The organism is Chryseobacterium sp. GW823-FHT05E08 (assembly GCF_058795655.1).
Genome location: NZ_JBXAHY010000002.1, coordinates 42,157 through 66,580 on the forward strand (window position 1 = coordinate 42,157; position 24,424 = coordinate 66,580).

General features: G+C 34.0%; 25 protein-coding genes. 12 read left to right on the plus strand and 13 right to left on the minus strand.

The genetic code is table 11. The features are described 5' to 3' along the window. Nucleotides 1-4: 4 nt before the first annotated feature. From AC1Q7L_RS06100 to AC1Q7L_RS06150, 11 genes are all read left to right on the plus strand, one after another. Nucleotides 5-544, plus strand: coding sequence for a 3-oxoacyl-ACP synthase (locus AC1Q7L_RS06100; RefSeq protein WP_492304719.1), 540 nt, complete (start codon nucleotides 5-7; stop codon nucleotides 542-544). Nucleotides 545-632: 88 nt separating this feature from the next. Then, the gene (locus tag AC1Q7L_RS06105) at nucleotides 633-890 is read left to right on the plus strand and encodes a phosphopantetheine-binding protein (protein WP_054512816.1); all 258 of its coding nucleotides are present in this window, start codon (nucleotides 633-635) and stop codon (nucleotides 888-890) included. Nucleotides 891-977: 87 nt separating this feature from the next. Further along, nucleotides 978-2,177, plus strand: coding sequence for a beta-ketoacyl-[acyl-carrier-protein] synthase family protein (locus AC1Q7L_RS06110; RefSeq protein ID WP_492304720.1), 1,200 nt, complete (start codon nucleotides 978-980; stop codon nucleotides 2,175-2,177). After that, a complete protein-coding gene (locus AC1Q7L_RS06115; RefSeq protein WP_492304721.1) occupies nucleotides 2,174-3,235 on the plus strand; it encodes a beta-ketoacyl synthase N-terminal-like domain-containing protein in 1,062 nt (353 codons plus the stop codon). The genes AC1Q7L_RS06110 and AC1Q7L_RS06115 overlap by 4 nt, the downstream gene beginning before the upstream one ends. Before the next feature lie 151 nt (nucleotides 3,236-3,386). Further along, nucleotides 3,387-4,124 carry a polysaccharide deacetylase family protein gene (locus AC1Q7L_RS06120; protein WP_492304722.1) on the plus strand — a complete coding sequence of 246 codons (738 nt, stop codon included), beginning with the start codon at nucleotides 3,387-3,389 and terminating at the stop codon, nucleotides 4,122-4,124. An 88-nt stretch (nucleotides 4,125-4,212) separates the two neighbouring features. Then, on the plus strand, nucleotides 4,213-4,839 hold the full coding sequence (gene lolA2 / locus AC1Q7L_RS06125; RefSeq protein ID WP_492304723.1) for a flexirubin biosynthesis/transport protein LolA2: 627 nt from the start codon (nucleotides 4,213-4,215) through the stop codon (nucleotides 4,837-4,839). Then, entirely contained in the window at nucleotides 4,805-5,440 is a 636-nt protein-coding gene (gene lolB2, locus AC1Q7L_RS06130; protein WP_492304724.1) for a flexirubin biosynthesis protein LolB2, read from the plus strand. Before lolA2 ends, lolB2 begins: the two co-directional genes overlap by 35 nt. A gap of 8 nt (nucleotides 5,441-5,448) precedes the next feature. Then, a complete protein-coding gene (locus AC1Q7L_RS06135; protein ID WP_492304725.1) occupies nucleotides 5,449-6,057 on the plus strand; it encodes a porin family protein in 609 nt (202 codons plus the stop codon). 4 nt (nucleotides 6,058-6,061) lie between these two features. Then, nucleotides 6,062-6,442 (plus strand): ApeI family dehydratase, encoded by a 381-nt coding sequence (locus AC1Q7L_RS06140; RefSeq protein ID WP_492304726.1) that lies wholly within the window; start codon nucleotides 6,062-6,064, stop codon nucleotides 6,440-6,442. Further along, on the plus strand, nucleotides 6,439-6,915 hold the full coding sequence (locus AC1Q7L_RS06145; RefSeq protein ID WP_492304727.1) for a hypothetical protein: 477 nt from the start codon (nucleotides 6,439-6,441) through the stop codon (nucleotides 6,913-6,915). The genes AC1Q7L_RS06140 and AC1Q7L_RS06145 overlap by 4 nt, the downstream gene beginning before the upstream one ends. A gap of 4 nt (nucleotides 6,916-6,919) precedes the next feature. Further along, entirely contained in the window at nucleotides 6,920-8,092 is a 1,173-nt protein-coding gene (locus AC1Q7L_RS06150; protein WP_492304728.1) for a DUF2062 domain-containing protein, read from the plus strand. Nucleotides 8,093-8,167: 75 nt separating this feature from the next. On the opposite strand, the gene AC1Q7L_RS06155 is transcribed toward AC1Q7L_RS06150, so the two are convergent. From AC1Q7L_RS06155 to flxA, 10 genes are all read right to left on the minus strand, one after another. Then, nucleotides 8,168-10,180 carry an FG-GAP-like repeat-containing protein gene (locus AC1Q7L_RS06155; protein WP_492304729.1) on the minus strand — a complete coding sequence of 671 codons (2,013 nt, stop codon included), beginning with the start codon at nucleotides 10,178-10,180 and terminating at the stop codon, nucleotides 8,168-8,170. 25 nt (nucleotides 10,181-10,205) lie between these two features. Beyond that, nucleotides 10,206-11,306: a hypothetical protein gene (locus AC1Q7L_RS06160; RefSeq protein WP_492329377.1), complete on the minus strand. Its 1,101-nt coding sequence runs from the start codon at nucleotides 11,304-11,306 to the stop codon at nucleotides 10,206-10,208. Between the two features lie 249 nt (nucleotides 11,307-11,555). Beyond that, a complete protein-coding gene (locus tag AC1Q7L_RS06165) occupies nucleotides 11,556-11,921 on the minus strand; it encodes a hypothetical protein (protein WP_492304731.1) in 366 nt (121 codons plus the stop codon). Next, entirely contained in the window at nucleotides 11,918-13,573 is a 1,656-nt protein-coding gene (locus AC1Q7L_RS06170) for a C45 family autoproteolytic acyltransferase/hydrolase (RefSeq protein ID WP_492305342.1), read from the minus strand. The genes AC1Q7L_RS06165 and AC1Q7L_RS06170 overlap by 4 nt, the downstream gene beginning before the upstream one ends. Nucleotides 13,574-13,673: 100 nt before the next feature. Continuing rightward, on the minus strand, nucleotides 13,674-15,209 hold the full coding sequence (locus tag AC1Q7L_RS06175; protein WP_492304732.1) for a phytoene desaturase family protein: 1,536 nt from the start codon (nucleotides 15,207-15,209) through the stop codon (nucleotides 13,674-13,676). 162 nt (nucleotides 15,210-15,371) lie between these two features. After that, nucleotides 15,372-16,256, minus strand: a complete 885-nt coding sequence (locus tag AC1Q7L_RS06180) for a lysophospholipid acyltransferase family protein (protein ID WP_492304733.1) — start codon at nucleotides 16,254-16,256, stop codon at nucleotides 15,372-15,374. Nucleotides 16,257-16,393: 137 nt separating this feature from the next. Beyond that, on the minus strand, nucleotides 16,394-16,648 hold the full coding sequence (locus AC1Q7L_RS06185; protein ID WP_066759632.1) for an acyl carrier protein: 255 nt from the start codon (nucleotides 16,646-16,648) through the stop codon (nucleotides 16,394-16,396). A gap of 4 nt (nucleotides 16,649-16,652) precedes the next feature. Then, a complete protein-coding gene (locus AC1Q7L_RS06190; protein ID WP_492304734.1) occupies nucleotides 16,653-17,873 on the minus strand; it encodes a beta-ketoacyl-[acyl-carrier-protein] synthase family protein in 1,221 nt (406 codons plus the stop codon). Between the two features lie 181 nt (nucleotides 17,874-18,054). After that, nucleotides 18,055-18,786, minus strand: a complete 732-nt coding sequence (flxB, locus tag AC1Q7L_RS06195) for a flexirubin biosynthesis SDR family reductase FlxB (RefSeq protein ID WP_492304735.1) — start codon at nucleotides 18,784-18,786, stop codon at nucleotides 18,055-18,057. Nucleotides 18,787-18,882: 96 nt separating this feature from the next. After that, on the minus strand, nucleotides 18,883-20,400 hold the full coding sequence (flxA, locus tag AC1Q7L_RS06200) for a flexirubin biosynthesis tyrosine ammonia-lyase FlxA (protein WP_492304736.1): 1,518 nt from the start codon (nucleotides 20,398-20,400) through the stop codon (nucleotides 18,883-18,885). A gap of 98 nt (nucleotides 20,401-20,498) precedes the next feature. Here flxA and AC1Q7L_RS06205 point away from each other — a divergent pair, with 98 nt between their 5' ends. Further along, nucleotides 20,499-21,749 carry an NAD(P)/FAD-dependent oxidoreductase gene (locus tag AC1Q7L_RS06205; protein ID WP_492304737.1) on the plus strand — a complete coding sequence of 417 codons (1,251 nt, stop codon included), beginning with the start codon at nucleotides 20,499-20,501 and terminating at the stop codon, nucleotides 21,747-21,749. A gap of 37 nt (nucleotides 21,750-21,786) precedes the next feature. Here the strand turns inward: AC1Q7L_RS06205 and AC1Q7L_RS06210 are convergent, their stop codons facing one another. The 3 genes from AC1Q7L_RS06210 to flxY are packed head-to-tail and all read right to left on the minus strand — an operon-like array spanning nucleotide 21,787 to nucleotide 24,371. Continuing rightward, entirely contained in the window at nucleotides 21,787-22,401 is a 615-nt protein-coding gene (locus AC1Q7L_RS06210) for a hypothetical protein (RefSeq protein WP_492304738.1), read from the minus strand. Between the two features lie 58 nt (nucleotides 22,402-22,459). Beyond that, entirely contained in the window at nucleotides 22,460-23,059 is a 600-nt protein-coding gene (locus AC1Q7L_RS06215; protein ID WP_492304739.1) for a hypothetical protein, read from the minus strand. Nucleotides 23,060-23,078: 19 nt separating this feature from the next. Next, complete coding sequence (gene flxY / locus AC1Q7L_RS06220) at nucleotides 23,079-24,371, minus strand: flexirubin biosynthesis putative acyl-CoA ligase FlxY (protein WP_492304740.1); 1,293 nt, start codon at nucleotides 24,369-24,371, stop codon at nucleotides 23,079-23,081. Nucleotides 24,372-24,424 lie beyond the last annotated feature (53 nt).

Sequence of the window (24,424 nt, forward strand, 5' to 3'; positions counted from 1 at the left end):
CACGATGAAGAAAACAGACATTTGCACCATAGAAAACTCAAAAATAACCGTCAACGAACAAGTTATTTTCGAAAGTCAATCTGGAACATTCTCAGAATTTGCCAAAGAAGCTTATAAAAGTTTAGAATTAAATTATCCTAAGTTTCATAAAATGGATAACTTGAGTAAACTCGCTTTTCTGGCTTCCGAAATGATTTTAAAAGACGGAGATCATAGCAAAACGGCAATAGTTTTAGCGAACAAATCATCAAGTTTAGATACTGATTTTAAATATCAGGAAAGCATCAACTCTCAGGAAAATTTCTTCCCGAGCCCTGCTGTTTTTGTGTACACGTTGCCCAACATCTGCGTTGGTGAAATCAGCATCAGACATAAAATGCAGACAGAGAATGCTTTTTTTGTTTTGGATGAATTTGATGAAAAATTTTTAAATGATTACTCAGAACAGATCTTAGAGTCAGGAAAGGCAGAAAAGGTACTCTGTGGTTGGGTAGAACTATATCAGGAAAATTACAAAGCTTTTGTATATTTGCTAACGAACTAATATAATAATTTAAACAATATAACAATGTAGCAATAATTTGCAGTCATCCATTGGTACACTGCTAAATTGATACATTAAAATAATTTTTATGGAAAACTTACAAACTGAATTGAAGCACAAAATTATTGAAGTACTTAACCTTGAAGACGTTTCTATAGAAGAAATCAAAGATACTGATCCGTTATTCGGAGGAGGTTTAGGATTAGATTCTATCGATGCTTTAGAGTTGATCGTTCTTCTTGACAAAGATTATGGAATAAAATTAGCCGATCCTAAAAAAGGAAAGGAAATTTTTCAATCTATCGATACGATGGCAAAATTCATCGAAGAAAACAGAACAAAATAAATTATTGAATCTAGCAATGTATCAGTTTAACAATGTAACAATATTGGTAAACGGTTAAATTGATACACTGTTACATTATAAGATAAAATGAGTCAAAAAATTGCCATAACAGGAATGGGCATCATTTCTTCCATCGGAAACAATGTGGAAGAAAATTTCATTTCGTTAAAAACCGGAAAACACGGAATTTCAGACATACAATTGTTTGAAACCCGCCACACCGGAAATATTAAAACCGGCGAGATAAAACTATCTAATGAAGAATTGGTACAAAAACTTCAGCTTAATGAAGATAATAAGGTAACAAGAACTGCTTTATTAGGCATGGTTGCTGCAAAAGAAGCGGTAGAAAATGCCGGAATATCAGATATTAACGGCTACAAAACGGGGTTAATTTCTTCAACAAGCGTTGGCGGAATGGATATCACCGAAAAGTATTTCTACACTTACGAAGACTTTCCTGAAAAGCAAAAATATATCGACTCTCATGATGCAGGAAATTCATCATTAGCTATAACAGATTATTTAGGTCTGAAAGGTATGGTTTCTACCATCAGTACGGCTTGTTCGTCTGCAGCCAACGCGATTATGATGGGCGCGAAGCTTATTAAAAATGGAGTTTTAGACCGCGTTGTTGTTGGTGGAACAGATTCTCTTTCAAAATTTACTTTGAATGGATTCAGTACCCTAATGATTCTTACCGATTCTTATAATACGCCTTTCGACAATGACAGAAAAGGATTAAACCTTGGAGAAGCAGCTGCTTTTCTGGTATTGGAATCTGATGAAGTTGTTAAAAAAGAAAATAAAAAAGTACTCGGGTATCTTTCCGGCTATGGAAATGCCAACGATGCCCACCATCAAACCGCTTCTTCGGAAAACGGACAAGGCGCTTATTTAGCGATGGAAAAAGCATTGAAAGTTTCAGGTTTAGAGAAAGAAAACATCGATTATATCAACGCTCATGGAACCGCAACTCCCAATAATGATTTATCAGAAGGAATTGCGATGATCAGACTCTTTGGTGAAAACAACGTGCCGGAATTCAGTTCTACAAAAGCGTTTACAGGTCATACTTTAGCCGCTGCTGCAGGAATTGAAGCCATCTATTCATTATTGGCGATTCAAAATAATATCATTTTTCCAACTCTTAATTTTAAAACGAAGATGGAAGAATTTGATTTAACTCCCGTTACCGAATTAAAAGAGAAGACTATCGATCATGTACTTTCTAACTCATTTGGGTTTGGAGGAAATTGTTCAACCCTAATTTTCTCAAAATCATGAGTGCAGTGTATATCAACAGTGCAGCCTGCATCTCAGTTCAGGACACTTTAAATGAAAATTTCATCCAAAATCTTACACCTGAAAATTCAGTTCAGATCGTAAAAGCTATTGAACCTAATTACAAAGAATTCATTCCGCCAGCAATGAGCAGAAGAATGTCTAAAACAGTAAAAATGAGTTCCGTAGCTTCAAAATACGCTTTAAAAGAAGCCGGAATTGAAAACCCTGATGCAATTATTGTCGGAACAGGAATGGGATGTTCCCAAGATTCTGAAAAGTTTTTAAAAAATGTGATTGATAATAATGAAGAGTTTCTAACTCCTACTTATTTTATTCAATCCACTCACAATACGGTTGCCGGGCAAATTGCTTTAGCATTACAATGCCACGCTTACAATTTCACGTATGTGAATACTTCTTCGTCTTTAGAATTCTCCATGCTAGACGCCAAACTTCAAATTAATGATGGTGAGGCTGATCATGTTCTGGTAGGTTCAACGGATGAACAAACCGACAGAACAATGGAATTGTATAAATTAAACAATACCATTAAAAAAGAAGAAAATCTTCCCGTTGATTATTTAAGCTCAACAACAGAAGGAGTTATTTGGGGAGAAGGTTCAAGCTTTTTTATTTTAGGAAAAGGAAAGACAGAAAGTTCTTACGCTCAGCTTAGAGATATCAAAATCAACAATAGATTAGAACAAGATGAAATTCAAAGCTTTATCGGAGACTTTCTAACAAAAAACAATCTTACCTTTGAAGAAATTGATGCTGTAATTTTAGGTTTCAGTGGAGATTCTACATCTGATGTTTATTATACTAAAGCAATGGATTTATTTCCAAATTCAGCATTATTATATTACAAGCATCTAAGTGGAGAATTCAATACTGCAAGTGGTTTCTCAACATTTATGGCTTGTCATATTTTGAAAGATCAGCAGATTCCGGAAGTGATGATGATTAATGATGTGAAAAAAGAAAGTATTAAAAACATTCTTTTGTATAATCATTTGGGAGGAAGTGATCATAGTTTGGTTTTGTTGGAAAGAGCTTAGTTTTAACGTAGAATTAAGACAATCTGTTTGTCATTCAGAGCGAAACGAAGTGGGGCGTGGAATCTATTAAGCATTTGGGATTGCTTCGTCATTTCATTCCTCGCAATGACACCAAGAAAATTTTAAACCAAAAACTCAAAATAATAAAAAGATGAAACACTACCTATTTATCCTATTTTATCTTTTCTGGAATGTATTTATTTATGCATTTCACGGGACTTTTTGGGTGTATCTGTTTTGTTTCTTACTTTTTTCGGCGGTGGTCGTTTGGGGATCTTTTGATATTGAATTAGAATATTTTGTCAATAGTTTGACTCATAAAAGAACGAAAATCAAGGAAGTTGCTTTGACTTTTGATGATGGTCCGACCGAGTTTACCCCAAAATTTTTAGATCTATTAAAAGAAAATCAGATAAAAGCAACCTTTTTCTGCATCGGAAAACAGATTGAAAAATATCCCGAAACTTTCCAAAGAATTATTGCAGAAGGTCACACGATTGGAAATCACACCTTATCTCACTCCAATAACACAGGATTTTTATCTACCTCAAAAATGATTGAAGAGATTGAAAAGTGTGATGAGATTATTTCTAAACTCGGAAATATTAAAACTAATTTATACCGTCCTCCTTTTGGCGTTACCAATCCGAATATTGCTAAAGCGATCAAACAAACTCACAAAAAAAACATCGGCTGGAATGTCCGTTCTTTAGATACGATTACAGACAACGAAAAGACAATTTATAAACGAGTTACAAAAAATCTAAAGAAAGGAAGCATCATTCTCCTTCACGATACTTCGGAAAAGACGTACAATGTGTTGAAAGATTTATTGCTATTTTTGAAGGATAAAAAATATTCAACTTTTACGGTTGATAACGAAAAATAATATTGATTGGGAGTCCCGAAGGGACGACTCAACAAAGCATTGGATGCAATCCAATGTAAACAAAAACAAAATAAAACCGAATTTATAAATGATTAAAAATATTGCTTTCGGAGCATTTTTATTAGTTTCAAGCTTCTTTTTTGCTCAAAATACAGCAATGACAGGCGCTGAAGCAAAAGCTTTTGTGACCAAAATTTCTTCTGAAACAAAAGAAATCAAAACATTACAAAGTGACTTTACCCAAACCAAAAAGATGGATTTTTTGGATAAAAACATTGTAACGTATGGAAGAATGTCTTTAAAAACACCCAACATTTTAAGCTGGAAATATACAAAGCCTTATCAATACAGCATTATTTTTAAGGACAATAAAATTTTCATCAATGATCAGGGTAAAAAATCTTCTGTTGATGCAAAAAGTAAAACCTTCGAAAAAATCAATAAACTGATTGTAGGAAGTTCAAACGGACAGATGTTTAATGATCCTGAATTTTCAGTAGCTTATTTGAAAAATGCAAATTACAACATCGCAAAATTTACTCCGAAATCCACTCAACTATTGAAATACATTAAGCAAATTGAATTGAGTTTTCCTAAAGGTCAATCAACAGTTTCTCAAGTGAATATGACGGAAGCTTCAGGAGATACAACGAATATTGTTTTTAAAAATACGAAGATCAATGCGCCGATTTCTGCTTCAGAGTTTTCTTTATAGTCTGATTTCCCTCCTGTTTGTTTCGTGTAAAACGTATCAGCTGACAGACGTAAAATCTGTAACAAATTCTGAGAAAACAGTTGAAAATTTATACTTTTCTTCGAATGAAGATTATGTTTATAAATGTCAGATGGATATTTATAAAAACCATGTAAGCGGAATTTTAATTATTAAAAAATTGAATGACGCGACACACCGTGTCGTATTAACTTCCGATTTTGGAAATAAATTAATTGATTTTGAGATTTCAGGAGATAATTTTAAGCTCAACTATGTTTTAGCAGACTTAGATAAAAAGATTGTCATTAATTTTTTAAAGAATGATTTTCAGCAATTGTTAAGGCAGAAATATCATGTTACTGAAAGTTTTGAGAATGAAAAATCGAAAATTTACCTCTCAAAAATGGATAAGAAACAATATTTTTTGTTCTTCAATAAAGAAAATGGGTTGTTAAATCAGATCGTTTATACGAAAAACAATAAGGAAAAAATCGATTTCACTTTTGAAGCAAAAAAACATATCTTCGCGGATAGTTTGAATCTTCAACATAAAGATTTCAAGATCAATATAAAACTATTTCAAATAACCGAAACCGAATAACTTTTAACATGAAAAAATTACCTTTTCTGTTTATTTTTCTCATATCAAGCTTGTCTTTTGCACAGATCACATTTACTCCCGGAGTAAGAGGTGGAGTAAATTTTGCAAAATTCACAGAAACTGACGGTGGTATTTACAATTGGTTTGAAGCAAGTGATGATTATTGGGCAGGTGAAGAAAAAGTACAAACTCAGTACATTACAGATTTTTATGTAGGCGCATTCGGTACTATAAGATTTTCTAAACTCTATGCTTTGCAGCCTGAGATCAATTATTCCAGACAGGGAACAATAATGAAGACAAGCACTCAGGAAGTAAAATCTGAACTTTCTTATATTTCACTTCAGGCAGTAAATAAATTTTATTTGAAGAAATTTAACTTACATGCCGGACTAAGTATCGATCTTTTGATTAGTGACAAAAATTTTGATCCTTATAATAAAAAAACTACCGACCTTGGAATTTTAGTTGGTGCAGGTTACGACATTACTAAGAATTTCGGTATCGAAGCAAGATTTAAAAAAGGAATGATTTCCCAGATAAAGACAACAAGTGAAGATCATACAAATCTACTTTTCCAGGCGGGCGTTTACTATACATTTAACATGAAAAAATAATTTTATGCAAACTATTCTTACAGACTTTTACACTTTACAATCATCCGAAAAAGAAGAAAACGGACGCTTCATTGCGAATATCAATTTAAATAAAGATCATGATATTTTCAATGGACATTTTCCGGGAAATCCTGTAACTCCAGGAGTTTGCATGATGCAGATCGTAAAGGAACTGACTGAAGAATTTACAGGCGCACAATTATTTTTAAAATCTGCTTCGAATGTAAAATTCATGGCGATCATCAACCCGTTTGAAACACCTGATCTAAGTTTACAATTAGATATTACTGAAACAGAAGATGAAGTTAAAGTAAAGAATACCACTTCTTTTGGCGAGACTATTGCATTAAAAATGTCAGTAAACTATAAAAAATTGACATCATGAAATTGATTTTCTCATTCATTACCGCTTTTATTTTATTCTTTCAATCAGATTTGGAGGCATTAAGAAATAGCTATGCAAAAGCCAATCAATCCAACGAAAATACACAGGCGTTTATTAATACTGCCGAAAAACAGACGGGTTCGGATGCTGTAACCAGCGGATATAAAGCTGCAGCGAAAATCATGGAAGCAAAAATTGCTAAGCAAAACAGAAAATCTCTCGTAAAGACCGGAGCAGTAAGTCTTGAAAGCATTATTAAATCCAATCCTAACAATATTGAATTAAGGCTGATAAGATTAAGCGTTCAGGAAAATATCCCGAAAATTGTAGGATACAGAGGTGGTTTAAAAGATGATAAAGCATTCATTTTAAGCAACTACGGAAAGCAAAATGCAGCTATGAAAAGTTATATTAAAAAGTTTGCTGCACAATCTAAAACCATGTCTGATACTGAAAAAGCATCATTAAAATAAAACAATGACCCTTCCTGAAGTACAAAATGCAATTTTTGAAAAGAAGATCTGCATTTTAATACCTACTTACAACAACGAGAAAACTCTGAAAAGGGTGATTGATGGTGTTTTAGATTATACCGAAAGTATCATTGTGATCAATGATGGTTCTACGGACTCCACACCTCACATTCTCGGTCAATATCCTCAAATTACAACCGTTTCTCTGCCTGAGAATAAAGGGAAAGGAAATGGACTTAAAATAGGTTTCAGAAAGGCAAAAGAATTAGGTTACGACTATGCAATAACGATTGATTCTGACGGACAGCATTATCCCGATGACCTTCCGGTTTTTGTGGAAGCTTTATTGAATGAAGATCAAGATGTTTTACTCATCGGGAACCGAAATATGTCGCAAGACGGAATTCCAAAAAAAAGCAGTTTCGGAAATCGTTTTTCTAATTTTTGGTTCTGGTTTGAAACAGGAATTAAGCTTGAAGACACCCAATCCGGTTATCGTTTATATCCTTTACATAAAATTCCGAAAAAATATTTCACTCCAAAATTTGAGTTCGAAATTGAAATTATTGTAAGAACAGCCTGGAGACACGTTCCTGTAAAAAATGTTCCTATAAAAGTGTTGTATGATCCTGCGGAAAGGGTTTCGCATTTCAGACCGTTCAAAGATTTTACAAGAATCAGTATTCTGAATACCATTTTGGTAACGATTACCTTGCTTTATATTATTCCGAGAAACTTTATTAATAATTTTAGGAAGAAAAGCTTTAAAAGATTCATTAAAGAAGACGTTTTAGAAAGTGACGGAAGCAACCGTACAAAGGCTTTTTCCATTGCGCTTGGGGTTTTTATAGGATTTTCTCCGTTGTGGGGATTTCACACTTTATTAACCATTTCCTTGGCAGTTCTTTTTAAACTGAATAAAGTCTTGGCTTTTGTAGCTTCCAACGTGAGTTTGCCGCCGTTTATTCCTTTTATTATTGCTGCTTCCTTATTTTTAGGGTCTCCTTTTGTGCATGGCGACAGTAATATTTTAAGCAGTGAACTTAATTTTGAATTGATTAAAAATAATCTTCTTCAATACGTTATCGGAAGCACCATTTTGGCCACTACAATGTCGATGATTCTAGGAATAGGCACTTTTCTATTCTTGAATAAAGTGAGTCCTGATAATAATTAATTCAATCTTTTTAAATAAAAACTGCAAAGCCTTTCGACCTTGCAGTGAGTTATGAAGAATAAAATAAATTATGTTTTATTTTTTTGTTAGTTTCTGAGAATATGTTTTTCCATTTTTATCTGTCAAAACAAGCATATAAATTCCTGAATTTAATTGTTTGATAGATATTGAGTTTCTTTCAACCTTTGTTTGTAGAACTAGTCTACCTGTCATTTCATATACTTTTGCTTCGGTTGGAGTAAAATCATTTTTAGATTTAAAATTGATAATATCATCACTCGGATTTGGATAAATAGTCAATATTTCCTGAGTATTCTGAACTTCTCTGGTATTCAAGAATGATCCTTCCACAACATTTAATGTCGTGTTTGGTGTTACATTATAAATCGTATCAACAATACCTGAAGGCCATTTTATGATCACTTTTGTAATTGCCGTTGCCTGACCGATTCCGAAATGAGCATTCAGTGTACTCATATTTCCGAATCCTGTTCCGCTCTGTACATCTCGGATCTGTTTTCCCCAAGCTCCATAAATTTCAACTCTTGCACCGATTCCGTTTCTGTTACTTTGAGTTCCTTTTAATGTTACTTTTAGCCATTTATTGGTATTTCCGGCATTCATTAGGATGGTATTTCCATTCTGAATATCAAGAAATCCATCATTATTCAAGTCGCCAATCGGACGTTTCGTTGCATTTACATTATAAGTACTGGCGTTCGGGGTAAAAGTAAAATCACCATTTCCAAACATGATTGTATTTCCTGCGCCTAAGACATCCAGAAATCCATCATTATCAAAATCATATGAAATATATTCTCTACTTAAAGTATTTACGATGTCATAACCGGAACCTGTAGATTTATCGGTAAATGTACCGTCTCCATTATTCTTCATCACTTTACTCAGACCATTGGTTGTTGAATTGATTCCTATCAAAGCATCCATCCAACCGTCATTATTAAAATCTCCCCAAGCTGCAGACCATGTCTGGGTAGGATTCGCCATATTCGCCGCAAGAGCAACGTTGGTGAAAGTTCCGTTTCCGTTGTTTCTGTGAAGTTCATCTATATTTCCTCCAGGGCCGGAACCGCCTCCGCTACATTTTGCGATGTATAAGTCCATGTCACCATCGTTATCATAATCAATCCAGATAGAACCATAATTTCCGCCAGACGGGAAATCTCCCATTCCTCCCTGATTATGGTTCATATTTGTTCCGTCATTCATATAATACCTGTTCGGAGCGTTATCATCACAAATGAAAGCATCCAATTTTCCATCATTATTGATATCTATAAAATTAGTTCTTTGAACTAAAAAAGATTGTGGTTTTCTATCGGTAGTAAAACCTGTTCCGTCACCATTAGCTTTTACAAAAGCAATCCCGCTTCCCGATCCGTACACTAAATCATTAAAACCGTTATTATCATAATCTCCGGCAGCAATGCTCCATGAAGGCAATATAATAGAGCTAGGAATTGTATACGTAACATTATTGAACCCACCTCCCTGCTGTTGATAAGAGATAACGATTTGAGTATTGTTTACGACAGAAACGATATCATCTAAATAATCTCCGTTCATATCTACCACACAGTTATTGTAACTCCCCGCTGCTGTAACCGGCTGAGAAACAAATGAAAGTCGATTGACAACTGGTGCTGATTCAATTACATTAAAATTAAACCCTAAACTAGACCACCTGTTGTCGAATACCACATAATAGGTATTTCCTGCAACTGCTCCAAAGCTTACCTGTGAAGAAGTCCCGGAAGAGTCATCATTTGCTGCCACGCACGCTAATGCTCCACAACTTCCTGAATATATCATCACTCTTGTGTCTACATTTTGCCCTGCTACTACCGAAGAAACAGTAACAGTCTTATTGGCAGTAGCTGTGTATTTGTACCATACCGCTGCTGATCCGAGAGTTCCCAAATTACAAACTGTAGATGGTGGCGTTCCTGTAACTGCAGGTGCTGTATATGTTCCTACCGTAAGATTTACTGCAGAAGCACAAGTAAGTTGTGCTATTCCCCATGTTATATTAGATAATAAAACAAAAAAGGATAATTTTTTTCTCATATTCTTTCAGTTTGGTTATTCGTTTTTAAGGACAGTTTTGGTTAAGAGAATTAATCCATTGCTTTAAGAGTTCTACACCTTCATCGTGTACGATCGTTCTTCCCAACAAAGGCATTCTGTTGCTCTCATCTACAGAATTAAGTCTAAAGCTCATTACCGATTTATTATGATTTCCCGGTGTTATAATCTTCTCTAATGAAGGACCTTGTGGTTCATCTGCCAACACACAGACTCCCATATTGGTAAGATTTGTTGTTTGGCTAAAACTCAGGCGTATAGCACGATAATCACAACGAGCATTCTGTTGATGGCAATGCGCACAGTTGATGTCTAAATAAGACCGCAATCGTATATCTACAGGCTTGCTGGCATCTTTATAATTAACTGTAGAAACAATATTTGAAGGGTAACTTAAAAGATAACCTTCATCCACCAATTTTTGTAATTGATTTTTCACTCCTCCTTCGTAGCCGTATGTTGTATTAAGGTTTTGAGGTTTTACACCGATGGGAACCGGTTTGTTGTCTAATTTATGACAGGCATAGCATTCTGATTCTGAAGGAATTCTGTAATCAATATTCATGACTTCATTATTCTCTTTTTTGAAAGTTAGGTTTTTAGAACTTCCACTTGTAAAATCTGTTCCGGTAACCAGATTAGCTTCTGTCTGGTCATCATTCCACATATATTCTGCAAAAATCCAACCAGTTGATTTTCTTATCATTAATCGGGTTTCCAGTATTTTGGTGGTATTATTAGGCTGTACTGTATTGTAATAAAAGCTTTTTATTAAAACAGTTCCTACAGGGAAATTGAGTGTTTTATCATCTGCATCAAAATTCGCTTTTACACCTTGTGGCATCCAGATAAATCTCTTTTTAAGAGCATAATCGGTAAACAGCGAACTTGCAGGTTCATAAGGAATTACCTTGCTTGATGGCGTCATATTTTTTAATTCACCCGTAAAAAAAGCATAGGTTGATAATTTAGCGTAAGGAACCGCATTGATTTCAAAATTAACAAAAGAACTCTCTACCTCTACACCTTCCATCTTCTCATCTTTACAAGAAAATAGCATCAATAAAAATATAAGAGATAAAAAATAGTTTTTTCTCATTCGTTTCATGGTTTTAAGGAAACGAATATAAATAATAAACTAACTACATACCAAATGTTTTTACATTAAAAAAGCAAAATCAATTAAAATAATAAAACAAAATAAACAATTAAAGATTTATTATTCAATAAAAACATCATAAACACTTATAAAACACAAATAATATTTATTAAATAATAAATAAAAATTAAACAAAAGAGATATGGCTATGTTCTATTATTACTAATAAGAATTCTATAAAAATTTCAGGAATTAAAATTATTTATAAACAACATCAGAGAACAACAAAAGTGTTGTAAAAACAGTAATAAATATAGCAATAATCACCAAAACCAACTGTACTGTAAAAGTTTCTTTCTTGTGATTTTCATCTTTATTCTCAAAGGTAAAATTGATTTTGCCCGGATCTTTGATGATTCGCCAAATGAACAATAAAATGATAAGATTTAATATAATCGGAGAAAAAAGAAATAATTTGCTTCCAGATCCGCCTGTCGTTTTTCCGTAACCTTGAATAGGAATAATTTCCGGAATTGAATTGTACTTGCTCCCCAAATACACAGAATAACAAACAATTATAATAAAAGGGATGGAAAATAAATACCGTATACTTTTGGGAATCATTTTAGTTTTTTTAGTGTTTTCTTCAAATATCCTTCAACATTTTCTTTATCTGGAACGGTTGTAATTTCTTTTGTCAACGCTTTTTCAAATTGAATTTTTGCTTTAGAATATTCTTTTTTATTGAAATAATACTTTCCTGCCTGATAATATAAGAACCAAAAATCAGGGTTTAAAGATTGGTAATTATTGATGAATTCATCAGAAAGAATTTTCTTTTTATCATCAATCGCATCTTCGATCTGAGAACTTAATTTTTTATATTCTTCGTAATTTTTGTACTCTTGAGAATGAATAAAAGGATCTTTAGCAATATTTAAATTTGACTTTGCAAATTCACCGCTTTTTAATCTTTTATCTGAAAAAATTTCATTTAAATCATAACATACAAATTCTCCCAGCTGATAAGGATTCGCAGAAACCCAAACCAATTTTTTCTGAGGCGAAAAAATCACGGCATGATGCGCCAATAATTGATTGATTGCCTTTTCATTTCCGTATCCAATTTTTTCACCTTTCAAACCCGATTTATCTCTTAAAATAGAAGCCATTTTTTCAGGATTCAGTTTTTTATTTTCCTCTAAAAGTTCCTGAAGTTTTTCGTAACGGTATTCAGAATGGCTTTCCAGAATATGTTTCTGGTTTCTTTTATCATTTTTATAAGCTTCTGATTGAAAATGATTTGTACAAAAAACTCGACTTGTATTTTCTACTTTATAAACTCCGAAATTATCCGGTGAAACCTCAATAATCACAGCATTTTTATCATTTGCGCTTCCAACCAAAATAGATTCTGAAACGAAAACCTTCCTCTTTTTTGTAATGGCAATAGCTTCATCGATGTTTTTTGCATATTGTAAAATCTCTCGTGTCACCAAAGAAATTGGAGTTTTTGCAGTCAAGGGAATTTTAGATTTTCCGGCATTGATCGTCACCGTAATCCCCTCTTTATTCATCCCCGAAACAACGCCAATCATTCCTGGCCAACTTACTGACATGTAAGGAATTCCTTGTTCAGGTTCTACGAATTCAATCAATTTATTTTTAGCAAAATCATCTCCAACATAAAAATCGAAATTTCTTCCAATCAACAGATCTCCATCTTCTGTATTTTCGTTCCAAACTGCGAGAGAAGTACAGCCAACAACCATCAAATCCTGCATCGCATGACCAATATCGTGAGCACCGTGTAAGTATAAACTTCTCAGATATTTAGGTGCAATAAAGTTGTATTTATCTGATGCATATTGAGATAACCCAAATAATTCTGCCTGATAATCTTCTCTTACATTCAAGTACATTTTTCGGTTGTACCATTTTAGAAAACCTCTTAATAATTTTTGCTTAAACTTCGACGGAACAAAACCTTCTACCTTTGAAAAGAAAATTTCTTCCTGTTTTTGCATTAAATTTTGAGTCAATGCTCCATTGTTATAGCCTAACTGTAAAGGGTTTCCTTTAATATATAATTCCCAAAGCTGTTGTTTATTTTTGGTTAAATAATTTTGATTAAAATTAAAAGTTGAGTCATTAATTTTATTGACTTTCGGAATTTCTAATGAATATTGTTTTACATCAGGAACGTGTTTTATTGATTTTCTGACACCGCAAGATGTGAGATTGAGGATAAGGCTGAAGCTGAAAAACAATAAGATTAAAACTCTGTCATTTCGACGGAAGGAGAAATCTATTCCAAATTGTTTAGATTCTTCACTCCACTTTGTTTCGTTCTGAATGACAGACTGCCTGTTACTTTTATTCACTTTTATTCTTATTAATCATTTGTGTCAAACGCTCATCAATAAGCTCTTTTCCTAAAATTTCAGCACACGTATTGAAAGCTCCAATTGTGCAGCCCAAAATTCCGTGCATGTTGACAGATTGCCCTGTAAGAAAGAGATTATTAATTTTTGTTCTCGGGGAAACCATTGTTTTTAAAGGGTTTTCCGAGCTTTTTATATATCCGTACATATTTCCTTCGAAACTTCCGATGTAATCACGGTAAGATAAAGGAGAAGATGTGTACACTTTTTTAATAAACTGTCGCAAATCTGGAATTTTCTTTTCCAATGCATCAATCATTTTTTCTGCTTTTTCAAGCTTAAATTTTTCATACTGCTGTCCTCTCTCCTCTTCATCAGCAACGGTATTGAAAGTATTTTGCCAATTTTTAACTTCATCAAAATCCATGTAGGAAATTGCCGTTAAACTTTCAGCAAATTCAGAATGATGTTTTGATGGCGTTGAAGAAAGCATATACGTTTCCGGCCAATTTTCTTTTTTATATTGATAGGCATTCCAAACCAGATCTTCCGAAGAATAATGGTACAAATTATAGTTAAAATTTGGAATTGAATGCGGTTTTAAGACTAAATAAACACTGAAACATGAAGAAACCGGCTCCCAGCTCAAAACTCTGTTTAAAAAGGATTTTTTCAACCTTTCTTCACCTATCAGTTTAATAGTTGAACGAATTTCAATATTTGAAATAATTTGTTTCGCAAAATATTCTTTTCCTTCTTTGGTTTTTACGCCATTTAAAATTCCATTTTCATTGAAAGTCATTACAGAAACTTCGGAATGTTTGTGAACTTCCGCGCCATATTCTCTTAATTTTTTAATTAATAATTTTGAGATCTGGCTTCCTCCTTTCACGCATTTGTAAGCACTTTGAATGTAAGAATTCACCGTCAAAGCATGAACGTAAAACGGAACGTTCTCCGAATCTCCTGCGTAGAGAAAATTTGAACCCAATAAAACTGACTGTAATTTTTTATCTGAAGTAATCGATTCGATGAATCTTTTTGTATTTAAATGGAGAATTTCTTCATTATAATTATTGCTTCCGACAACATTATATCTCGGAAACTGATTACAAACCCGCTGAATTTCTTCACAATAGTTCTCCAAGTTCTCTTTTTCATGCGGAAAATATTGAGATAATTGCTCAACAAAATTTTCATAACCCTGGGCATGAGGATATTCGATTTCGTCATCACCGAAAGTGATTTTATCGTATCCGTCTTCATCCATTTTCTGAAGCTCAAGATCATCCATAATTCCCAAATAAGAAAAGAATTGATGAAGATTTTGCCCTTTTGATAGTCCGCCAAGATAATGAACTCCCGTATCGAAAATCAGTTTGTCACGGGAAAATGTCTGTAAGTTTCCTCCGTATTGGTTATTTTTCTCCAAGACACAGACTTTCAGACCTTCTTTCGCCAAAATTAGAGCCGAAACAAGACCTCCCAATCCGCTACCGATAATCAATATGTCGTATGTTTTTTTCAAGGAGATTAATTTTTCATCAGCCTTGTCAAGGTTTTGAACCTTGACAAGGCTTTTTTAACGTTGAATTGTTTGCAGCCCGACTTGAGCGGAAATCCTTTTTTTGCTTTGGCAAAAAAAGATTGGGAGCGGAAGGCGGAAAAGCTACCCTAAAAATATTGAAAATTAATCAATATCATCCCAAAAATCAAAGTAATTGAACCATTGAAGCGGATATTTTTTGATCATCGACTCCAAATTTTGAGTATAAGAGTTTAAAAGTCCTTGCGCATCTCGTTTTTTAACTTGCTGAGCGACCCTCGCATACAAATGATAATGAAGATTTTTATCCTTCATCACATACACGTACACAACGGGAACGCCTAATCGAGAAGCAATAAGGAAAGGACCTGCCGGAAATTTCGCGCTTTTTCCAAGAAGATCTCCCTCAAGGAATTTTGAACCTTCGAAATAACGGTCGCCTGTAAAACAGATCAACTCATTTTTAGACAAGGCTTCATTGATGTCGAAAATATGCGACATATCTTCTTTTACATAAATGAATTTGATATTGCTTTTTTTAACAGTAACGCTTTCAAGATATTCTTTTATTACTGTAACTTCCTGATCTGTTGTGACTAAATTAATCTGACAATCAAAATCAATATCAGCGAAAAAGTGTTCTGCAATTTCAAAATTTCCGATGTGAGCACTGATTAAAACTCCGCCTTTTTTTTCTGCCAAAAGGTTTTTGAGGTTTTCAACACCGTCGAATTCGTAGGTGTATTTTTCTCTTAATCCTGCTGAAATAGCTGTTTTATCAATCAAAACTGTTCCAAAAGTGAAATAACTTTTAAATAATGAAATTTTAGTTTTCCAAAATCCGTAATTCAGTCTTTTTTGAAAGTAATAAGTGAAATATTTGTTGCTGTTTTTTTCGAACAAAAAATAGTATAAAGCAACAAAATAGAGTACAAAATATGAACTTCTGATCCCGATATTTCTAATACACCAGACGAAAATTCTGTAGCCCAGAATTGTGCCTTTAGATTTACCTTTCCATTTGTTCATAATTTATTCTTGTTCTTAACGCAAAGTTCGCAAAGATTTTTTTTAATATAATGCTGTTTTTAAGTTCGCAAAGGGGTTTCACTCAGCAAAGACAATTATTCCGTTAAAATTTATAGAAAATAAAGTTTAATCGATAATTAAGCGTTTTTTTCAGTGATTTTGTTTTGAATAGTCGAATAAAAATCGTCAAAAGTGACCATTTTCTTGAAGTCTGCTTCCCCTAACTTCACTCCGAAATTAGATTCAATCACTACAACCATATCAATATAATCTAAGCTGTCTAAGCCTAAAGTTGTTTTTAAGTTTGCTTCATTGCTGATTTCATCGCCGTCTACCTCGAATTCATTAACCAAAAAGTCGTTGACGATCGCAACAATTTTTTCCCTTTCCATGTTTTTATTCAAATTTTTTAACAATTAGTGCCGAATTTGTTCCCCCAAATCCAAAAGAATTCGACAAAAATACGTCAATTTTTTGACTTTTTGTTTCGGCGATCAAATTTATCTTTTTTGCCTCATCATCAGGGTTTTCCAAGTTGATATTTGGTGCTACGAAATCATTTTGCATCATCAGAATTGAGTAAATAACTTCACTTGCACCTGCCATCCAACATTCATGTCCCGTCATGGATTTTGTAGAACTTACAGGAACTTCACTTCCGAAAATTTCATAGATCGCTTTTGCTTCATTCGCGTCTCCGATTGGTGTAGAAGTCGCATGAGCATTAATATAATCAATGTCTTTTACTTGTAAACCAGATTGTTGCAAAGCTCTATTCATTGCTAAAGCCGGGCCGTCAACATTTGGAGTTGAGATGTGTCCTCCATTTGAAGAAAAACCGTAACCAACGATTTCAGCCAGAATATTTGCGCCTCTTTTTTGTGCTGATTCTAAACTTTCAACAATTAAAGAAGCTGCTCCACCACTTGGAATTAAGCCGTCTCTATCTTTATCAAAAGGTCTTGATGCTTTTGTAGGCTCATTTTCTCTTACCGAAAAAACACCCAACCCATCAAAACTCGCCATTGAATATTTATTGGTTTCCTGAGCACCTCCACAAACGATCATATCCTGCATTCCGCTCTTAATCATCATGTAAGCTAATCCCAACGAATGAGATCCGCTGGCACAAGCTGCACTGATCGTTAAATTGATTCCTCTTAATTTAAATATTGTGGAAAGGTTCATGGTCACCGTAGAATTCATTGATTTGAATATCGCTCCTGAACCCATTAAAGTAGTATCTTTTTTCTCTCTCGCAATGTCGATTGATTCCACAACTGCCTGAGAAACACTGTCATTTCCGTATAAAATCCCGACTTCATTATTATCTAAAAAGTCCTGATCTATGCCTGCCTGCTGTAACGCATTAAGTGTGGCTACATAAGCGTACTCACTTTCTTCGCCCATGCTTATACGCTGACGTCTGTTTAAAAGACTTTTCAAATCCGGCTTTGGAACCACGCCCGTAAGACCTGATCTGAAACCAAATTCTTTCCTTTCCTCCACTAAAACAATACCGGATTTTCCTTGATACAGGGAATCTTTCACTTCTTCCAGAGAAGTTCCGATGCAAGAATAAATTCCCATTCCGGTAATTACAACCCTATTTTCCATTTTAGTTTTATAACAATTTTTGCTGCTATTTATTTTAATCGCAAAGTTCGCAAAGATATTTTAAAATTAATGCTGTTTTTTTAAGTTCATAAAGGCGTTTGACTATGTCGAATCTTCGATTTCACTCAGCAAAGTTTTAAAAGTTGAAACTTTATTTAAAATTAAATTAGTATAAGATTGATTATGAGTAAATTCCACCATTAATATTGATCACTTCTCCTGTAATGTACGAAGATTTTCTCGAAGCTAAGAATGCAACGAGATCTGCAACTTCCTCAGCTTCACCAAATCGGTTGGCAGGAATCATGGCTTTCAATTCATCTTCATTAAAATCCTGTGTCATATCTGTTCTGATAAACCCTGGAGCGACTGCATTTACAGTGATATTTCTTTTCGCAACTTCCTGTGCAAGAGCTTTTGTAGCTCCGACAACAGCTCCTTTTGCTGCAGAATAATTCGTCTGACCTGCCGTTCCTTTTACTCCGGAAACAGAAACCATATTGATAATTCTGCCGTATTTATTACGCAACAATTTTTGAATAAAGAAATTTGTGACGTTGAAAAAACCATTTAAACTTGTGTTAATCACAGCGTTCCAGTCTTCACTCTGCATCCACATGAATAATCCATCTCTTGTGATTCCGGCGTTATTTACAATTACCTCAACTATTGAATCTGCATTTTTTTCCTGCCATTCTCCCAAAACTTTTAAAGTTTCTTCCGCATTTCCTACATCGAATTTTAAAATTTCTCCTGTAGATCCCAATTCTTCAACTTTAGCTAAAGTTTCCATTGCTGCAGCTTCGTTTGAAGTGTAGTTGATTAAGATATGATAGTTTTTTTCTTCTGCCAGTTTTATACAGATTGCTCTTCCTATTCCTCTAGAGCCTCCTGTTACAATTGCACATTTCATGGGTTTGTTGTTTTTTTACCAGATTATGGTTTTATATTTCCATAGGTTTTACCTACGGCTATTATTGTTGAACCCTTCGGGTTCTCCTTAAACTGTTTATTTTTTTAAATATTGTTTCACTTTCTCCAAATATGGATACATCACCATATCATCTGAGAACGCAGGAATGATCTTTCTTATTTCATCGTACAGCTCTTTTGTTGATGATGACACTTTATCTTTAAAATCAAGATATTCAATCGCCTGAATGATTGTGATTGCTTCAATCGCCAATACTTCGAAAGCATTTTCAATCACTTTTCTGCAAATTACCGCTGCATTTGTTCCCATGCTTACAATATCCTGATTGTCATTATTATTCGGAATACTGTGAACATACATCGGATTCGACAGCATCTGACTTTCTGCCGTTGTGGAAGTTGCCGTAAACTGAACCCCCTGCATCCCGAAATTAAACCCTAATTTACCTAAATTTACAAAAGGAGGCAAAATTTCGTTGATTTTTGAGTTTAAAAGATAATTTAATTGTCTTTCAGCTAGCATTGTCAGTTTTGTTACCACAATTTTAAGCTTATCCATTTCCAAAGAAATATAATCTCCATGGAAATTTCCACCGTGATAAACATGCTGACCTTCAACGTCTATAATTGGATTATCATTTGCTGAATTGATCTCATTTTCAAGAACTTTTTCCGTGTATTCCAATGTATCTAAAACAGGTCCTAAAATCTGCGGAACACATCTTAACGAATAATATTCCTGAACTTTTTCCTTGAAAACCTTTTCCTGCTCTTCGAAATGAGTATATAAGTGATCTTCTCTTTTTCTAATTAATTTACTGTCAGACAAATGCGTACGCATTCTTTCTGCAATTTTTTGCTGACCTGCGTGAAGTTTTGTTCCATTTAAAGCTTCGGATAAATGATCATCATAAGCCTGAACGATTTCGTTGATCGCACAAGATAATTTAATAGAAATTTCAGTTAATTGATTGGCTTTGTATGCATTCACAATACCAATTCCTGACATCACGGAAGTTCCATTCATTAAAGCAAGACCTTCACGGATCTCAACTTTTATCGGCTCTAAACCTTCAATTTCAAAAACTTCTTTTGTGGATTTTCTTTCGCCTTTATAGAAAACTTCACCTTCACCGATTAAAACCAAAGCCAAGTGCGCCAACTGGACTAAATCGCCACTTGCCCCTACTCCGCCATGTTCGAAAATCAATGGTGTAATATCTCTGTTTATTAATTCTTTAAGTAAATTAACTACCGAATGATGAACACCAGAATTTCCAAGTGATAAAGTATTTAATCTTGCCAACATGCAAGCTTTCACTTCCTGTGGCGGAAGAGCATTTCCAATACCTGAAGAATGGCTTCTTATTAAGTTATATTGTAGCTGGTGAGTATCTTCATCACTGATTTTAAATTGAGCCATTGGCCCAAAACCAGTATTAACACCGTATATCACTTTATTCCTAGAAAATTCTTTCAAAAACTGAAAACTCGCATCCACTCTGGCTAAAAGTGTATCATCCAGTTCTATTTTTTCATTATTTACGACGATATTCTGAAAATCTTTCAGTTCTAAAAAGTTATTTATTTTCATCAATTAAAAGTAATAATAGATAATTTTATAAAATATTAATTAATTGTCACTAATTTTGCGGCAAAGATATAAGTTATTATTAAAATAAAAAATCAAAGATGAGCAAAGAATTTGTTGATGTTCTCGTAATCGGTGCTGGACCATCCGGATGCGTATCTTCTTCATACTTAAAGAAGAACAATATCAACGTAAAAGTTGTCGAAAAAACAAAATTTCCGAGATTGGTTGTTGGCGAAAGCTTAATTCCGAGAGTGATGGATCATTTTGATGAAGCGGGACTTTTTCCTGCCTTGGATAAAATGGGCTTCGAGAAAAAATTGGGAGCGCGCTTTTTGAGAGGTGACGAAGTTTGCATCTTTGATTTCAGTGATAAGTTCGGAGAGGGCTGGGACTGGACTTGGCAGGTTCCGAGAGCTGATTTTGATAATACTTTAGCCCAAGAAGTCATCAATAAAGGAATCGACCTTGAATTTGAAACTGAAGTTATCGGAATAGAATTTAACGGAACAGATTCTATCACAACCGTTAAAAATAAAGACGGAGAAACAAAGGAAATCCATGCGAAATTTGTGATCGACTCCAGCGGTTACGGAAGAGTTTTACCGAAACTTTTAGATTTAGAAAAACCTTCAAAATTATCTCCGCATTCTGCAATTTTTGCTCATGTAGAAGACATTAACAGAGAAGAAGGGACGGAAGGAACATTGATTTCTTTTGATATTATTGAAACCGAAGTTTGGCTTTGGGTAATTCCTTTCTCAAATGGAAATACGAGTGTAGGAATTGTTGGTCCAACTGAATATATTGACAAATTATCCGAAAACGGAGACGCTGCAGAAGCATTAAGAAAAGCAATTTCTCTTTCGGATTATTATGTAAAACGTTTCGGAAATGTAGATTTTCTTTTTGAACCAAGACATTTGAAAGACTATTCTTGTTCGGTGAAAAAATTATTCGGAGACGGATTTGCTTTGACTGGAAATGCTTCAGAATTCCTTGATCCCGTTTTCTCATCAGGAATGGCCTTTGCAACGGAAGGGGGAATGACTGCCGCAAAACTGGCAATAAGACAACTGAACGGCGAAAAAGTTGATTGGCAAACAGAATTCGCAGATTATATTTTATATGGTGTTGATGTCTTCACTACTTATGTGAAAGAATGGTACACCGGAAATCTTCAGGAATTATTCTTCCATCAACCGGAAAATCCTGATGTTAAGAAGAAAATTTGTGCAGTTTTAGCAGGATATGTTTGGAATAAAGAAAATCCTTTCGTGAAAAAACACGATACAGTAATAAAAAATCTTGCGAACCTCATCAAGATGGAGAAACAACAAGAGCAATCATAAAAACGCGGTCTGAAAATTTTCAGACCGCTTTTTGTTTTTATTTTAAAGCATTTTTGATAGCTTTTCCAAGCACTTTTCCCGTTGCTTCGTATGCTCCGGCAATTCTTCCGTATTCCATAACAAAATCTTTGTTTTGTGGCTTACCTAATATTTTATCACCTTTTATTTTCGCTACGATTTTTGAAGGGTTATCTGTTTCTACAAAAGTAATATCGGAAGTTAATTTTGCTTCCTGCCCGATCATTCCGCCATGCCATCCTGCATAAATCCATTTCGCGTCAATGATTACAGTATACTTTGAATTTACATCTTTTCTGAAAAGAACCTTTCTCGATTTACCATTGATTCCCTTTAAAAAATAATCTAAATAATCTGTGGCTTTAAATTTGTCCCAGGCATCATTCCATTTATGCCAATCCTGCTCAGTCTTTTTATGTTTTATTAAGACATCTTCTTTTCTTTTTTCAAGGTATTGAGCTTCTGTGAAATTTTCCACCTGATAAAGCGTATTATCAAATTTAATTTGAACATTTACCTCAGTCTGATCCTTTAGAAAATCTAAATTTCCTTGTTGGAAAATCAGCTGATTCTCAGTTTGAGCAAAAGTTGTCGTTGCAATTGCCATAAACAACAGCAAGAATAATTTTTTCATAATTTATTATTTTTAATTTAAAGTTTGCAAATATAGAATTTCACTTAATAACTTATTGTTATTTTTTAGTGTAATGTTCAACTTTTAAAGCGAGCATTTTAGAGGTTTTCGCAAAGCATTCGGCAATTCGGTCGTTATTATTTGGAACCCCAAAACCGTTACCTCCGGTTGCTCTTATTGCTTCCACGACCATCAAAATATTATTTGGATTTTGTGTTTCCACGAAAGTCATTTTACTTGAAACTAAAGCCTTGTCGCTTAACAAAGGAATAAATAACCCAACATGCATCCAAGTTGGCTCAACAATCAATGTGTATTTGGTTTGAGCAAATGTATTAGAAAGTAGAATTGATGAATTATTATTCCATGACCTCATAAATTTATCCCGAAAAGCCTGTTCTTTACTGTGTTCCCAATCTGCTTTCCATTTTTCAGCTTCTTCCCTTCCATTTGATTTTTCAATTTCAGAAATTCTCTTGGTTAAAAACTCTTCTTCTGTTAAATTATTTTTCTCAAACTTTACATTATCATATTTGAAAACAACTTTGACAAATTTTTGATCTTTTAAAAAATTATAATCTCCGGAAATAACCTTAACCCTCTGAGCCATTAAACAAGCGGAAAGAGTTATCAGGAATAGAAATAACGTTTTTTTCATGGTTAATTTTACTTAGCTTTTATCTTAAATCTATAAACGTAATCGGCTTTCTGCTGTTTGGATTAAAAACTGTTTTAGACAAAACATCAAAATCTATCATCTCGATTTTCGGACTTACCCTCAATTTTGCACGGAAATGATCTCTCACTTCGTTTACAAAGTTTTCGGAGTCACTGTTTGTGCTTATTTTAATGATAATTTCATCCAAGCCAATTTCATTCGACTGAATAACGATCTGATAACACAAAATAGTATTAAAATCATTCAAAATATCATTCATCGCAGGCGGATACAACGTTGTTCCTTTATATTTGATCATCTGCTGTTTTCTTCCAACAACAGGACCGAGTCTCATCGTATTTCGTCCACATTGGCAAGGTTCGTAGTGTGCTTTTACAATATCTCCGGTTTTAAACCTCAACAACGGTAGCGCTTCTACGCCTAAAGTTGTGATCGTTAATTCTCCGCTTTCTCCCTCCTGAACTACATTTCCGTCGTCATCAAGAATTTCTGTGATGATTAATTCAGGATGCTGATGTCCTCCGATTTGATGCTCACATTCAGTAAAGGCCGTGCTCATTTCTGTAGAAGCATAGGTGGAAAATAACTTAACATTCCACTTTTCTTTGATCTTTTGTGAAAGAATATTATCTGTAAAATCCTGATTTTTGATGCTTTCTCCGATACAAACCGCACCGTAAACACTGGAATTTTTATAATCGATTCCATGTTTTTCGGCATAATCTATCATTTTTAATAGAAATGAAGGAACAGTGATTAAATATTTTGGTTTATATCTAAAAATTGAATCCCATTGAAGCTCAGGAATTCCGGGTCCCATTCTGACAACGCTTGCTCCCATTTTTCTTAATCCTAAAAAATAGGCAAGACCAGCCATGAATCTTTTATCAATTGTTGTAATCATCTGTACAACATCACCTTTTTGGATTCCAGCACAAACGAAAGAAATAGCTTCATTATAAGCCAATCTTTCTAAATCATTGTCTGATAACCCGAAAGTTACGGGATCACCCAACGTCCCTGAAGTTGTGCTGTAATCCACAATTTTATCGGGCGTGATGCAGAAAAAATCATCGTTATTCTGCTGAATATCGTTTTTCGTTGTCGTCGGGATTTTCTGTAAATCTTCCAACGTGTTGATATCCGAAATATTGATATTATTTTCTTTGAACAATTTTTGATAAAAAGGTGAGTTGTTTTCAAGATAAGTCAAAAGTTCCTGAAGTTTTTGCTCCTGAAACTTTTTTATTTCCTGAATGTCTGATTTTTCGATTGATGGATAGAATTCCAATGGTTTTTATTTTAAGTGACAAATTTATTTAATTAAAATTAAAAGATTGCTTG

What these genes read in the sequence shown, in the direction of transcription:
- AC1Q7L_RS06190 (WP_492304734.1), bottom strand. Translation starts at nt 17,873, where the DNA reads ATGGAAAATAGGGTTGTAATTACCGGAATGGGAATTTATTCTTGCATC.
- AC1Q7L_RS06110 (WP_492304720.1), top strand. Translation starts at nt 978, where the DNA reads ATGAGTCAAAAAATTGCCATAACAGGAATGGGCATCATTTCTTCCATC.
- AC1Q7L_RS06155 (WP_492304729.1), bottom strand. Translation starts at nt 10,180, where the DNA reads ATGAGAAAAAAATTATCCTTTTTTGTTTTATTATCTAATATAACATGG.
- AC1Q7L_RS06215 (WP_492304739.1), bottom strand. Translation starts at nt 23,059, where the DNA reads ATGAAAAAAACGTTATTTCTATTCCTGATAACTCTTTCCGCTTGTTTA.
- AC1Q7L_RS06105 (WP_054512816.1), top strand. Translation starts at nt 633, where the DNA reads ATGGAAAACTTACAAACTGAATTGAAGCACAAAATTATTGAAGTACTT.
- AC1Q7L_RS06115 (WP_492304721.1), top strand. Translation starts at nt 2,174, where the DNA reads ATGAGTGCAGTGTATATCAACAGTGCAGCCTGCATCTCAGTTCAGGAC.
- AC1Q7L_RS06210 (WP_492304738.1), bottom strand. Translation starts at nt 22,401, where the DNA reads ATGAAAAAATTATTCTTGCTGTTGTTTATGGCAATTGCAACGACAACT.
- AC1Q7L_RS06145 (WP_492304727.1), top strand. Translation starts at nt 6,439, where the DNA reads ATGAAATTGATTTTCTCATTCATTACCGCTTTTATTTTATTCTTTCAA.
- AC1Q7L_RS06180 (WP_492304733.1), bottom strand. Translation starts at nt 16,256, where the DNA reads ATGAACAAATGGAAAGGTAAATCTAAAGGCACAATTCTGGGCTACAGA.
- AC1Q7L_RS06165 (WP_492304731.1), bottom strand. Translation starts at nt 11,921, where the DNA reads ATGATTCCCAAAAGTATACGGTATTTATTTTCCATCCCTTTTATTATA.
- AC1Q7L_RS06185 (WP_066759632.1), bottom strand. Translation starts at nt 16,648, where the DNA reads ATGGAAAGGGAAAAAATTGTTGCGATCGTCAACGACTTTTTGGTTAAT.
- AC1Q7L_RS06100 (WP_492304719.1), top strand. Translation starts at nt 5, where the DNA reads ATGAAGAAAACAGACATTTGCACCATAGAAAACTCAAAAATAACCGTC.
- flxA (WP_492304736.1), bottom strand. Translation starts at nt 20,400, where the DNA reads ATGAAAATAAATAACTTTTTAGAACTGAAAGATTTTCAGAATATCGTC.
- AC1Q7L_RS06120 (WP_492304722.1), top strand. Translation starts at nt 3,387, where the DNA reads ATGAAACACTACCTATTTATCCTATTTTATCTTTTCTGGAATGTATTT.
- flxB (WP_492304735.1), bottom strand. Translation starts at nt 18,786, where the DNA reads ATGAAATGTGCAATTGTAACAGGAGGCTCTAGAGGAATAGGAAGAGCA.
- AC1Q7L_RS06135 (WP_492304725.1), top strand. Translation starts at nt 5,449, where the DNA reads ATGAAAAAATTACCTTTTCTGTTTATTTTTCTCATATCAAGCTTGTCT.
- lolA2 (WP_492304723.1), top strand. Translation starts at nt 4,213, where the DNA reads ATGATTAAAAATATTGCTTTCGGAGCATTTTTATTAGTTTCAAGCTTC.
- AC1Q7L_RS06205 (WP_492304737.1), top strand. Translation starts at nt 20,499, where the DNA reads ATGAGCAAAGAATTTGTTGATGTTCTCGTAATCGGTGCTGGACCATCC.
- lolB2 (WP_492304724.1), top strand. Translation starts at nt 4,805, where the DNA reads ATGCGCCGATTTCTGCTTCAGAGTTTTCTTTATAGTCTGATTTCCCTC.
- AC1Q7L_RS06140 (WP_492304726.1), top strand. Translation starts at nt 6,062, where the DNA reads ATGCAAACTATTCTTACAGACTTTTACACTTTACAATCATCCGAAAAA.
- AC1Q7L_RS06150 (WP_492304728.1), top strand. Translation starts at nt 6,920, where the DNA reads ATGACCCTTCCTGAAGTACAAAATGCAATTTTTGAAAAGAAGATCTGC.
- AC1Q7L_RS06160 (WP_492329377.1), bottom strand. Translation starts at nt 11,306, where the DNA reads ATGAAACGAATGAGAAAAAACTATTTTTTATCTCTTATATTTTTATTG.